The organism is Caballeronia telluris (assembly GCF_001544495.1).
GTDB lineage: Bacteria > Pseudomonadota > Gammaproteobacteria > Burkholderiales > Burkholderiaceae > Caballeronia > Caballeronia telluris.
This window is the reverse complement of sequence record NZ_FCNZ02000001.1, coordinates 422,257-434,688: the sequence shown is the minus strand read 5'-3', so window position 1 is coordinate 434,688 and position 12,432 is coordinate 422,257. Positions and strand designations below refer to the sequence as shown.

The 12,432-nt window shown below is 66.8% G+C and carries 12 protein-coding genes; 2 read left to right on the top strand and 10 right to left on the bottom strand.

The window, feature by feature from the left end; translation table 11 throughout:
• Positions 1 to 154 precede the first annotated feature (154 nt).
• Together AWB66_RS34955 and AWB66_RS01975 are read right to left on the bottom strand one after the other, a co-directional pair.
• Positions 155 to 358, bottom strand: coding sequence for a hypothetical protein (locus AWB66_RS34955; protein WP_159462867.1), 204 nt, complete (start codon positions 356 to 358; stop codon positions 155 to 157).
• A gap of 62 nt (positions 359 to 420) precedes the next feature.
• Positions 421 to 5,265 (bottom strand): NAD-glutamate dehydrogenase, encoded by a 4,845-nt coding sequence (locus AWB66_RS01975; protein WP_087628565.1) that lies wholly within the window; start codon positions 5,263 to 5,265, stop codon positions 421 to 423.
• 133 nt (positions 5,266 to 5,398) lie between these two features.
• Here AWB66_RS01975 and AWB66_RS01970 point away from each other — a divergent pair, with 133 nt between their 5' ends.
• Positions 5,399 to 5,818: a cupin domain-containing protein gene (locus AWB66_RS01970; protein WP_087628564.1), complete on the top strand. Its 420-nt coding sequence runs from the start codon at positions 5,399 to 5,401 to the stop codon at positions 5,816 to 5,818.
• On the opposite strand, the gene AWB66_RS01965 is transcribed toward AWB66_RS01970, so the two are convergent.
• Positions 5,815 to 6,312, bottom strand: a complete 498-nt coding sequence (locus AWB66_RS01965; RefSeq protein WP_087628563.1) for an LEA/WHy family protein — start codon at positions 6,310 to 6,312, stop codon at positions 5,815 to 5,817. The two genes, AWB66_RS01970 and AWB66_RS01965, sit on opposite strands and share 4 nt — an antisense overlap.
• A 47-nt stretch (positions 6,313 to 6,359) precedes the next feature.
• Positions 6,360 to 6,887, bottom strand: a complete 528-nt coding sequence (locus AWB66_RS01960; protein WP_087628785.1) for a metal-dependent hydrolase — start codon at positions 6,885 to 6,887, stop codon at positions 6,360 to 6,362.
• 153 nt (positions 6,888 to 7,040) lie between these two features.
• On the opposite strand from AWB66_RS01960, the gene AWB66_RS01955 reads away from it, so the two are divergent.
• Positions 7,041 to 7,547: a YgjP-like metallopeptidase domain-containing protein gene (locus tag AWB66_RS01955; protein ID WP_087628784.1), complete on the top strand. Its 507-nt coding sequence runs from the start codon at positions 7,041 to 7,043 to the stop codon at positions 7,545 to 7,547.
• Between the two features lie 12 nt (positions 7,548 to 7,559).
• Here the strand turns inward: AWB66_RS01955 and AWB66_RS01950 are convergent, their stop codons facing one another.
• The 6 genes from AWB66_RS01950 to nthA form a co-directional block, all read right to left on the bottom strand.
• A complete protein-coding gene (locus AWB66_RS01950; protein WP_087628783.1) occupies positions 7,560 to 8,027 on the bottom strand; it encodes a DUF4126 domain-containing protein in 468 nt (155 codons plus the stop codon).
• Positions 8,028 to 8,076: 49 nt separating this feature from the next.
• A complete protein-coding gene (locus AWB66_RS01945; protein ID WP_087628562.1) occupies positions 8,077 to 10,059 on the bottom strand; it encodes a PAS domain-containing hybrid sensor histidine kinase/response regulator in 1,983 nt (660 codons plus the stop codon).
• Positions 10,060 to 10,128: 69 nt separating this feature from the next.
• On the bottom strand, positions 10,129 to 10,566 hold the full coding sequence (locus AWB66_RS01940) for a DUF3293 domain-containing protein (protein ID WP_087628561.1): 438 nt from the start codon (positions 10,564 to 10,566) through the stop codon (positions 10,129 to 10,131).
• The gene (locus AWB66_RS01935; protein ID WP_087628560.1) at positions 10,563 to 10,955 is read right to left on the bottom strand and encodes a nitrile hydratase accessory protein; all 393 of its coding nucleotides are present in this window, start codon (positions 10,953 to 10,955) and stop codon (positions 10,563 to 10,565) included. Before AWB66_RS01935 ends, AWB66_RS01940 begins: the two co-directional genes overlap by 4 nt.
• Positions 10,952 to 11,614: a nitrile hydratase subunit beta gene (gene nthB / locus AWB66_RS01930; RefSeq protein ID WP_087628559.1), complete on the bottom strand. Its 663-nt coding sequence runs from the start codon at positions 11,612 to 11,614 to the stop codon at positions 10,952 to 10,954. Before nthB ends, AWB66_RS01935 begins: the two co-directional genes overlap by 4 nt.
• On the bottom strand, positions 11,611 to 12,258 hold the full coding sequence (gene nthA / locus AWB66_RS01925) for a nitrile hydratase subunit alpha (protein ID WP_087628558.1): 648 nt from the start codon (positions 12,256 to 12,258) through the stop codon (positions 11,611 to 11,613). Before nthA ends, nthB begins: the two co-directional genes overlap by 4 nt.
• Between the last annotated feature and the right edge of the window lie 174 nt (positions 12,259 to 12,432).

Sequence of the window (12,432 nt, the reverse complement as noted above, 5' to 3'; positions counted from 1 at the left end):
CCGCGCGGTTGAAGTTCCCGCTGCAACCTTGCGTAAGCCGGCTGCGCAACCAAGGCGCAGGCACGGCCCGTGCGGAAGGTGTCTGATCGAATGCGCGGCAGCCACAAGGAAGCAAGCCGCGCACCTCGTCCCTTTCACTTCCATTCCAGCGTCGTCACAGGCGTTGCCAACCTGCGAGCACCGTCATGAAGAATCCGTGGACAAAGAAGAACCCGTTGATGAGCATGTGGCTGAGCGGCGCGAATGCCGTGGCCGGTTCAGCGCGCGGACATGCGAACGCCGCCGCGAAGCGGCAGGCGTCGACGGCCGTGAGAAGAGGAAACAAGCAGATCGCCGATTTCTGGACGGCCGCGTTCACGCCGCCCAAACCGGCAAGAAAGAAGCGCCGATGAGCCAGCGCGGCGCCGCAGAACGCGCCGTTCAGGCGCGTTCGAGCACCGCCATCTCGCGCACCACGACGAGCAGCATCGAAAGACTCGCGCCGCCTGCCGCGCGCAGTTCGGCGAGGAGCCGCGCATAGCGTTCGAGCGCATCCGCACGCTTTGCGCGCCAGCTATCGACGATCACATCGGCTGAATCGATTCCGCGCGACGCTTCGAGCGCGCTCACGGTGAGCGCGCGCTTGAGCCGCGCGAGTTCTTCCAGCGCGGCCGCGCGCGCAAGCAGGTCCCAGTGCGTGGCTGTGGGCAGCGCCATCGCCCGCTCGGCGATCCAGCCATAGTCGAGCAGCGTGCCGATCGCGAAGTACACGCTCGCGACGACTTCCAGCGGACGATCGCAGTTTGCCGCGACTTCGGCGCTGTCCAGCACCGCCGTCGAGATGTCGCCGCTCGCGACCCGCGCCGCGAGCCCGCTTTCCACGCCCGCGTCTTCCAGCTCGCGCCTGCGCGCGTACCACGACTCCAGGTCCGCCACCGGCAAAAGCGCCGGCAACTGCGGCGCAAGCCGCGCCGCCGCCTCGCGGCAGCGCGCGAGCAGCACGGAGCCGTCGCCCGTGCGCTCCTTCAGACGCCGCAGGAACCAGAGCGTCGTGCCTTCGAGCAGCCGCACCACTTCGACGAACATGCGCGCCTGCACTTCATCGGCGACGACGTTGTCGAGCAGGTCGATGCGTTTCCACAGGTCGTTCAGATCGAAGACATCGCGCACCATCAGCGCCGCGCGCACGATGTCGCTCGGACACGCGTCGGTTTCTTCCATCAGACGCTGCACGAAGGTGCATCCCACGCGATTGACGAACGCATTGGTCAGATGCGTCGCGAGAATTTCGCGCCTGAGCGGATGACGCTGCATCGGTTCGCTATAGCGCTGCTGCAGCGCCTGCGGAAAATAGTCGAGCAGCATGTCGGCGACGAGCGCATCTTCGGGCACGTCGGAGTCGAGCAGTTCGTCGTACAGCCACATCTTGCTGTAGGCGAGCAGCACCGCCCGTTCCGGCGACGTCAGCCCCTGCTTCGCCGCCTGCCGCTCGGCGATCTCGTCGTCGGAAGGCAGGAATTCGATCTTGCGCTTGAGCCGCCCCGCGCGTTCAAGCGAGCGCATCAGGCGCGCCTCGGCATCGAGCATCTCGGTCACGTAACGCTTCGCGATCGAGAGCGCCTGCGTCTGCGAATAATTGTCCTTCAGCACCAGCAAGCCCACTTCGTCGGTCATCTCGGCGAGCAGCTTGTTGCGCTGCTTCTCGGTCATCTCGCCGTCGGCCACCACGAGTCCGAGCAGGATCTTGATGTTCACTTCGTGGTCCGAACAATCTACACCTGCCGAGTTGTCGATCGCGTCCGTATTGATGCGCCCGCCGTGCTGCGCGAACTCGATGCGTCCGAGTTGCGTGAAGCCCAGATTGCCGCCTTCGCCCACGACCTTGCAGCGCAACTCGGCACCGTTCACGCGGACCGCTTCGTTCGCGCGGTCGCCGACCTGCGCATGCGTCTCGCGCGCCGACTTCACATAGGTGCCGACGCCGCCGTTGTAAAGCAGATCGATATCCGCGAGCAGGATCGCGCGGATCAGTTCGTTCGGCGCGAGCGTCGCCGCCGCGATGCCGAGCATCGCCTGCACCTCGGCTGTGATCCCGATGGTTTTCGCGGTGCGCGGATACACGCCGCCGCCCGCCGAGATCAGCGCGGCATCGTAGTCGGCCCAGCTAGAGCGCGGCAGCGCGAAGAGCCGCTCGCGTTCCCTGAAACTCGTTTCGGTGTCCGGATGCGGATCGAGGAAGATGTGCCGGTGATCGAACGCGGCAACGAGCCGGATATGACGCGAGAGCAGCATGCCGTTGCCGAACACGTCGCCCGACATGTCGCCGATGCCGACCACGCTGAAGTCGGTCGTCTGCGTATCGACGCCCATTTCGCGGAAGTGCCGCTTGACCGATTCCCACGCGCCGCGCGCGGTGATGCCCATCTTCTTGTGGTCGTAGCCGACCGAGCCGCCCGACGCGAACGCATCGTCGAGCCAGAAGCCGTATTCGCGCGCGATCGCGTTCGCGTAGTCGGAGAACGTGGCCGTGCCCTTGTCGGCGGCGACGACGAGATAGGGATCGTCCGGATCGTGGCGCACGACATCCGGCGGCGGTTCGATCTCGCCTGCCACGCGATTGTCGGTGACATCGAGCAGGCCGCGCAGGAACATCTGATAGCACGCGATGCCTTCCTGCATGAACGCCTCGCGATCGCTCGCGGGCGGAGGATTCTTCACGACGAAGCCGCCCTTTGATCCCACCGGCACGATCACCGCGTTCTTCACCATCTGCGCCTTCATGAGACCGAGCACTTCCGTGCGGAAGTCCTCGCGGCGATCCGACCAGCGCAGCCCGCCGCGCGCGACGCGCCCGCCGCGCAGATGCACGCCCTCGACGCGCGGCGCATAGACCCAGATCTCGAACATCGGCTTGGGCTCGGGCAGCCCCGGTACCTTCGACGGATCGAGCTTGAACGACAGATAAGGCCGCGGCCGGCCGTCGTCGCCCTTGCGGAAATGATTGGTGCGCACGGTCGCATTGATGACGCCGAGGAACTGGCGCAGGATGCGGTCTTCGTCGAGATTGGGCACCTTGTCGAGCGCCGCCTCGATCGCCTTCAGCATGCGCTCGACGAGCGTCTCGCGCGCGCCGCCATCCGCGAGTGCCGGATCGAATCGCGCGAGGAACAGTTCGAGCAGCATGCGCGCGATGCCCGGATTGCCCGTGAGCGCGCGCTCGATATAAGCGTCGCTGAAGGTTGAGCCCACTTGCCGCAGATACTTCGCGTAGGCGCGCAGGATCGTGACATCGCGTGCGCCGAATTGCGCGCGCAGCACGAGCCGGTTGAAGTCGTCGTTCTCCACTTCGCCCGTCCACACGCACGCGAACGCGTTTTCGAAGAGCGCCTTCACCAGGTCGATGTCGAACTCCACGTCATCCGCGAGTTCGAGGCCGAAGTCGTGAATCCACGCATGCGGCGCGCCGGTCGGCTCGATGCGATAAGGCCGCTCTTCGTCGACGCGCACGCCGAGATGTTCGAGCATCGGCAGGCTGTGCGACAAAGCGATCGGCTCGCCCACGCGATACACCTTGAAGCGAAACGCGCGCCGCCCCGCTTCGATCGGGCGATACAGACTCATCGCGAGGCCGCTAGCGCGCGTCTGCGTCTCTTCGATCAGTTCGATGTCGCGCACGGCGGTGCGCGCCGGATAGTCCTCGCGATAGCCGGCCGGAAACGAATCCGCGTAACGTTGCAGCAGGCGGTTGCCCGCTTCTTCGCCGTGACTGTCGATCAGCGCATCGGCGAGATCGTCCTGCCAGCGGCGCGCCACCTGCACGACGCGCGCTTCGAGTTCGCGTGTGTCGACTTCCGGCATGCCGCCCGTGGCCGCGCGCACGACGATGTGAATCCGTGCCAGCGGCGACTCCGACAAGAGCGGCGTGAATTCGATGCTCTTGCCGTTGAACGCTTCCATCAGCACCTTCGAAATGCGCCGCCGCAGGTCGGTGTTGAACTTGTCGCGCGGCACGAAGACGAGGCATGACACGAAGCGGTCGAAGCGGTCGCGCCGCACGAAGAGCCGTGTGCGCTGATGCTCCTGAAGGCGCAGCACGCCGAGCGCGATGTCGAAGAGCACGTCTTCGTCGGCTTGGAAAAGTTCGTCGCGTGGATATTGTTCGAGCACCGTGATAAGCGACTTGTGCAGATGTCCCTTCGCGAGGAAGCCCGCGCGTCGCACGATGTTCGCGCACTTGCGGCGCACGATCGGAATCTCGGACGTCGGCACGAGATACGCGGTCGAGGTATAGAGCCCGAGAAAGCGGCGCTCGCCGATCACCTTCCCGTCCGGTCCGGTGCGCTTCACGCCGACATAGTCGAGATAACCCGGACGATGCACCGTCGCGCGCGAATTGGCCTTGGTGAGAAAGATCGGCGAAGCGCCTTCGACGATCGACGCCGCTGCGGGCGGCAGGGCCGTGACGTCGTCCGCGGAGGGCGGGCGCAGCGACTCGCGCAGAATGCCGGCGCCCGAGCCGGGCAACCCGCGCAGCGCGAACGCGCCGTCCTGCGTCACGAGTTCGTAGTCGCGATGGCCGAGGAACGTGAAGTGATCCGCCACCATCCATTCGAGGAATGCGCGCGCCTCGATGCCGTCCGGGCTCGTGTCGCGCGTCTTCATTTCGCCGATGGTCGCGCGCGCCACGTCGACGATCTTCGGCCAGTCTTCCACGGACGCGCGCACGTCGCCGAGTACGCGCGCGATGTTCACGCGCAGTTCGTCGAGCTTCGACGCTTCGCCGCAGCGGTCCACTTCGAAATGTATGAAGGATGCGAGCGACGACGCCTCCTTGTCGCTGGCATCGGCGTGGCCGGGACCGATCCTCTCGATTGCCCCGGACTTGCCGCGCCACACGCGAAACACCGGATGGATCGCCGAATGCAGCGAGAGGCCGAGGCGGTTGATTTCCATCGTGACCGAATCGACGAGGAACGGCATGTCGTCGTTGACGATCTCGACCACCGTGTGGTCCGAATGCCAGCCGTGCTGCTCCAGATTCGGGTTGTAGACGCGCAGCACTTCGCGGCCCGTCACGAACTTCTGCGCCGTCTGCCAGTGCGCCATCGCGGCGCCGTACAGGTCGGCGATGTCGCGGCTCTGGATGTCCTCGACGTCCACCAGTTCGTAGTAGCCGCGCAGGAAGGGTTCGATGACGGCGAACGTCTCTTGCGGCAAGCGTCCCCGCGCGAACTCGACGACATCGTCGAGCAGGCGCTCGACGCGCTCTTCGTTCTTGACCAGCATGGTGTCCTCCTGGCTCGCCGAGATGGCGTGCACTGCACCCGCATCGCATTTTCTGCGATTATGCGCCGGTTAGCGCGACACGCGCGCGGCATGGGAATGGAACGCGAGCGCGCGACGCTTCGGAGAAGACGACATGCAGAACGATGAACACGATGCCGCACCGCCCACGCTCGTCACCGTGCGGCCCGACCGCGAGATTGCGACGCGTCAGCGGCTACCCTACTTCGTCGGCATTTCGGCGGCGTCGGTGGGCGCGCGGGGGCTGTCGATGCATATCGTCGTCGTGCCGCCGGGCGGGCATGCCGAGCCGCACGTGCATCGCGGCTACGAGACGGGCATCTATGTGCTGGAAGGGCGCGTCGAGACGCGCTATGGGCCGGGCCTGCGCGAATCGGTGATCAACGAGGCGGGCGATTTCCTGTTCGTCCCGCCGGGCGTGCCGCATCAGGCGTTCAACCTGAGCGCGACCGAACCTGCCCGCGCGATCGTGGCGCGCAACGACGCGAACGAGCAGGAGCGCGTCGATCCCTATGATCCGGCGGACGAGCTTTAGAACCCGCCGCCGGACGGAAGGCTCAGGGTGCCCTTGTCGTTGAAGGTCGCGCCGCCGAACGGGCCGCCTGCGAGCCGTCCGCGCAACGCGTACGGGATGTTGTCGAACTGCGAGGCGTTCGCGAAGCCGAGCGCCTGACGCGCCGCCGTGAAGGCGGAAACGGTCACCGGCACGGCGAGCACGGCTTCGCCGAAGCGCGGCACGCTGCCTTTCTGGTCGCTCACGCCGCTCGCGAACGGCCGGCCGTTCAGGTCGAGATCGAGCGAGATGCCGTTGTACTCGATCGGCGCGTCGTTGGGATTCTGCACGCGCAGCTTCACGTTGAAACGCGCTTCGAGCCCCTGCCCCTCGAGCGGTTCGAGTCCGACCACGTTCACGCGCATTTCCTCGCGATTGAAGAGGCCCGCGCAGCCGCCGAGCGAACACACCGCGAACAACGTGAGGCACGCAAAGACGAAGCGTCGGCTCGTACGGACGGCGAAAGCGGATTGCATGAACGGGTCACCGGTTTGAGTTGAACGGACCATTGTACTGGCGCGCCCTAAAGCCTGATCGCGTGAAAAAGGCGCAGGCTTTCTGTGCCATGCAGCAACGCACCATGCAGCCAGATGTGATCGGCCGTGAGCCCGGCGCCGGTCCACGCAGCGCCGACGACGAGCAGATCGCAACGCCCGCTCGTCCAGAGGTTCAGCGAATGGCGCGCGGCGATCCACGGCACGCCGAGCGGATTCGGCCAGTCGGCGAAAAGATGCATGAGGCCGCCGCACGCGAAGCCGAACGTGACCGCCGCGAACGGATGCACGCCGAGCAGCCGATACGAAATCACGCAGAGCGCGATCCATCCGACACCCCAATGCGTGAGCGTGCGATGCGTGATCCAGAGCCGCCTCGCGCGCGACCACCACGCGACTTCGAGCCAGTCGGGCGCCGTGCTGCCGAGCACGCCCGCAGCGAGCGCGAGCACGCTGCAAAGCTGGTGAGGACCCGCGCCGCCCGTCTTGCTGACGAGCGCCGCCGCGATAATGCCGGCCGCCCAGCCGGTGGCGCGATGCGCCTTGTTTGAAGCCATGATGTCGATGCCGCGCTGCGATGATGAAATCAGGTCGCGCATCTTGCCACGCCGCACGTGTTCTCGACGACGATCCGTACACAAACTTACGCGTTTGGCTGCGCTCGTTACAATCGAGTCTTGTTCGCCGCCCTTTTGCCCCTTCCGACCGCCATGCAACATCTGAAATACCTGAGCGCCTATTCCGCCACGCTGCAGGAAAAGGTTCGCCGCCTGATCGCCGAGGGTCGGCTCGGCACCTATCTCGAAGCGCGCTATCCGCATCGTCATGCCGTGCAGTCGGACCGCGCGCTCTACGCATATTGCTGCGAACTGAAACAGGAATTCCTGCGCGTCGCGCCCGCCATCGACAAGGTCGTCTACGACAGCAAGCTCGACGTGCTGCGTCATGCGCTCGGCCTGCACACGGCCATTTCGCGCGTGCAGGGCGGCAAGCTGAAGGCGAAGAAGGAGATCCGGATCGCGTCGCTGTTCAAGGACACCGCGCCCGAATTCCTGAAGATGATCGTCGTGCATGAACTCGCGCATCTGAAGGAAGGCGATCACAACAAGGCGTTCTACCGGCTCTGCGAATTCATGCAGCCGGGCTACCATCAGATCGAATTCGATCTGCGGCTCTATCTCACGCATCGGGACCTGTGCCGCATCCAGGCGGCCTGAGACGCCAACGCGCTATCGCGGGATGGCGAGCACCAGCAGCACCGCACCGCAGACCGCGACGACATCCTCGATCAGCGCCGCCGGCAGATCACGTCCGAACGAGCGCGCCAGCGCGGCGCGCGCCTTCGCGCCGCCGAGCGTCCCCGCGATGGCCCCCGCGACGCCCGCGACCAGCCCGCCGATCCACCCACCCGCCGGCATGGCGAGCGCCGCGCCGCACAACGCGCCGAGCACGATGCGCGCGCCGAACTGCATCGGCACCTTGCGGCTCGGGGTGCGCGGCAACTGGTCGGTGACCAGTTCGACGATGGCGAGCGCCGTGAAAATCCACGGTGTCGCGGCGTAGCCGAAGAAGGCGAGCGGCGTGCCCGCGAGCGGCAGCCAGCCGAGATGCGCGGCCCAGCTCACGGCGGCGGGCGCGGTCATCGCCCGCAGACCCGCGACGATACCCATCAGCAACGCGATCAGATACACGGACACGGACGCCTCCCCGGGCGAAAAGCCAATGAACGATCGGCGATGCGGACGATCAGGCGAGCGGCCGCCCCGTGCCGGCGGCAAGGAAGCGGCGCTTCGCATCGGCGAGCAGCGCGTCGAGCAGCACCATCTCCACCGGCTTGACGAGATGCGCGTCGAAGCCTTCCCCGATCGAACGCTCGCGGTCCTGATTCTGCCCGAAGCCCGTCATCGCCGCAGTCACCGTGCGCGCGAACGCCGCGTTTGCGCGCAGCGCCCGCAGCACGGTAAAGCCGTCCATGTCCGGCATCGCCAGGTCGACCAGCACGAGATCCGGCAGGAACTCCCGGGCGACGGTCAGGCCGCTCGCGCCGTCGTAGGCCGCGCGCGACTCGTGGCCCTTCATGCCGATCAGCATCGCGAGGCTGTCGGCGGAATCGCGGTTGTCGTCGATCACGAGCACGCGCATCGCGTTCGCCGGCATGGCCGCCGTCGGTCGACCGGCGGCGTTCGTGGAGCGGACGGCGCGCCGCCGCGCGCGCGGCAGGCGCACGGTGAAGACGCTGCCCATGCCGCGTCCCTCGCTTTGCGCCGAGATCATGCCGCCGTGCAGTTCGACGAGCGAGCGCGACAGCGTGAGGCCGATGCCGAGCCCGTTGTGCGTCGGGTCGAGCAGCCGGTCTTCCTGCGCGAAGAGCGTGAAGATGGTGTCGAGCGAGCCGGGCGAGATGCCGCGTCCCTGATCGCTCACCGTCAGCACGATGTTGCGCGCTTCGTTCACAATCTCGATCGCGATGCGCCCGCCCGTCGGCGAAAATTTCGATGCATTGTTCAGCAGATTTTGCAGCACCTGCACGAGCCGCACGAAGTCGCCCTCCACCACGACGCCTTCCGCCGGCAGCCGGACGTCGATCACCTGCTGGCGCTGGTCGGCGAGCGGGCGCACCGCCTCGACGCTATGCGCGACGACCTCGGCCATATCGACGCTCGCCATGCGCAGATCGATCTTGCCGGTGGTGATGCGGCCCATGTCGAGCAGGTCGTCGACGAGCCGCGACAGTTGAATGGTCTGACGGTCGATCATGTCGCGGCACGAGGCGATGGTCGGCGAGAGCTGCGGTTCGAGCTGCATCACGCCGACCGCGTTGCGCAGCGGCGCGAGCGGATTGCGCAGTTCGTGCGCGAGCGTCGCGAGGAATTCGCTGACGTGCTGGCTCGACCGCTCCAGTTCCTCCAGGCGCTTTCTCTCGCTCAGGTCGCGCGTGACCTTCGCGAAGCCGCGCAGCGTGCCGGATGAATCGTACACCGCCGTGATGATGACGTTGGCCCAGAAGAGCGAGCCGTCCTTGCGCACGCGCCAGCCTTCGTCCTCGACGCGACCGAAGCGCGACGCGCGCGCGAGTTCGCCGGCGGGCTTGCCGGCGGCGTTGTCCTCGGGGCGGTAAAAGACCGAGAAGTGCTGCCCGATGATTTCTTCGGGCCGATAGCCCTTGATCTCAATGGCGCCGGCATTCCAGCTCGCGACGCGGCCGTCCGGATCGAGCATGAAGATGGCGTAATCCTCGACCGATTCGACCAGCAGGCGAAAGCGCTCCTCGCTCTGGCGCAGGCGCTCCTCTTCCTGGCGGCGCAGCGTCAGGTCGCGGGTGAGCTTGGCGAAGCCGATCGGCGTGCCGTCCGGGTCGCGCATCGTCGTGATCACGACGTTCGCCCAGAAGAGCGAGCCGTCCTTGCGCACGCGCCAGCCTTCGTCCTCGAAGCGTCCGACGGCGAGCGCCTCGCGCAATTCGTAGGCGGGCCAGTCGCGTGCGAGCGCTTCCGCGGGATAAAAGCGCGAAAAGTGCTGGCCGATGATCTCGCGCGCTGCATAGCCCTTGATCTTCTGCGCGCCGGCATTCCAGGTGCGCACGCGGCCGTCGAGATCGAGCATGAAGATCGCGTAGTCCTCGATTTCCTGGACGAGCGTCCGGTAGAGCGAATCGCGGACGTCGGCGTCCTCGCGCGGCTCGAGGGCGGGAGTGTCCTCGGGACTCGGGGAAGAAGCGGGTTGGGTCATAGCGTCGTATTTTTGTAGAAGCTCAGGCGTTGACGAGCATACACCGTCCGGGTTCGGTGACGAGCGCGCTCAAGTCTCGCCGGTCGAATCGCGCAGTCGCGGATGCAGCAGCAAGCGCGCGCCGCCATCGCCTTCGACGAACACGACCGCATTCTGCTCGAACTTCACCGTCAGTTCGTCGGCGGCCGCGCGGTCCGCGCCGAGCGCGAGCACGCTTTCCTCGGACGGCCACTGCCCGGTCGGGTCGATGCCGGCGCCTTCGATCGTGGCCAAGCCAAGACGCGCGAGATGTGCCTTCAGTCTGCGCTGGCGCGCGGCGTTGTCGTCGTCGCAAAGGCGCCGGCTGAACGGGTTGAACGCCGTCACGAACACCGCCGTTCCGGCGCCATGTTGCGCGAGCAGCGCGGCCATCGCAGCGCTCGTTTCGCCGATACGCATGTCGATCGGGATGGGCGCGAACACGCGATACCGCGTCGCCCGGTAAGCCGCGAGCGTCTCGCCGTTCACGTCCGCTCCGGGCGGCGGCGCAGTTCGATCGGCTCGCCGTGGGGCGTCGCGCGCGCGGCCTCGTCCCAGTCGGCGCGGCGGCTCGACAGCATGCCGCCCGTCACCAATCCCTTCGCCGTGCTGATGCGCTCGAGCGCCGTCAGCCAGTGCGCGTAATAGGTATCGCCGCGATCGGCATCGCCCGCGGACTGCGCGTCGGCGATCGCGCGATTCAGGTAGAGCGCCCATTCGCTCCAGGTGAAGAGCCCGCGCTCGTGCAGCGCGAGCGTCATCGCGAAGGCCTGCGCCTGCCACGGCGCATCGAAGACGGGACCGGCGGCGTCGGCGGGCAGTTCGGGCAACGCGGCGCGCCATTCGGGCGGGTTCGGTTCGGTATCGTGAGATTTCATGCCGGACAGGGTTCCAGATACGGCTCCCAGCAATCGACGCACACCGACGCCGCCGACGTCTGTGCGCCCCACAACTCGGCCGCATCGAAGCGCACGGTGTAGAGCCAGTGCGGCTCTTCGCCCGCGCCGATCGCGTGGGTATCGGGAAAGACGTGCGCGCCCCGCACCGCCACTATCTCGCCGCGCCTGCCCCGGCAATAGCGCGGCAGGCGCGTGTGCGTCGGCGGATTAATCTGACGCGCGCGCACCGGATCGCCGGCCGCGAAACGCGCTGGCGCACGCGCCGGGCGATCGACGGGACTGCCGCGCAGAAGCGCCGCCTGGACCTGATCCGCGTGAAGGACGCGTTGCACGCGCGCCGCCGCGCTGCGCAACTCGCCCGATTCGATTTCTTCGACGGTGGCGAGACCCGCGTTCACCAGCAGCGTCTTCAGACCTTCGAACCAGATTTCGAAATAGCTGCTCGACAGGTATTGCGCAGGCGGGAGACTCTCGCGCGCGGCCCGCGACGCGTCGATGTTCCATGCGCCGGTCGCGCCCATCGCGAGCGTCATGGCGAGCACGCGGCGCTCCCAGTCGTCGTGCAGCGGCAAGTCGTTCTCGCGCGGGCGGATCGGCCCGAACGACTGCATGCCGCCCATGTCCTGCGCTCCGTTCATGCTGGCTCCCGCTGTGTCCGGGTGGCCGACGAACCGGGCGTCGCCGGCAGGCCCGTGCCGATCATCGAATCGCGCGTGACCAGTTCGGCCAGCGCGGCTTCGTCCATGTTCTCCGTGCCCGGCGGGCGCATCGGCAGCACGAGATAGCGGACCTCGGCGGTCGAATCCCACACCCGCAGTTCGACCTCGGCCGGCAATTCGACGCCGAATTCCGCCAGCACGCCGCGCGGATCGATCACCACGCGCGAGCGATACGGCGCCGACTTGTACCACACGGGCGGGAGGCCGAGCACCGGCCACGGATAGCACGAACACAGCGTGCAGACGACGAGGTTGTGCACCGCGGGCGTGTTTTCGAGCACGACCATGTGCTCGCCCTGCCGCCCCGTGAAGCCGAGCGAGGCAATGGCGGCGCTGGCGTCGTCGAGAAGCCACTGGCGGTAGGCCGGATCGGCCCACGCCTTCGCGACCACGCGCGCGCCGTTGCGTGGCCCGACCCGATGCTCGTAGGTGTCGATGAGGACGTCGAGCGCCTTCGGGTCCACGTAACCTTTCTCGACCAGAAGCGACTCCAGCGCGCGCACGCGCAGGTCCATCTCCGGCAGCGCGCTGCCGGCGTGATCATGTTCGTGGTCGTGGCTCATCGGTGCAACTCCGTTGCGCGAAGACTTCCATACGTTACCGGAGCGCGCGGACCTCCGCAAACGCACCGCAACACAGCCTTTCGACATCTATACTTTCAGAAGCGTTTCCAAGCGGAACGCCTTCCGGCATCGCATCGCTTTTACCGCGTTTTCCGGGCCCGCACGGCGATGCCT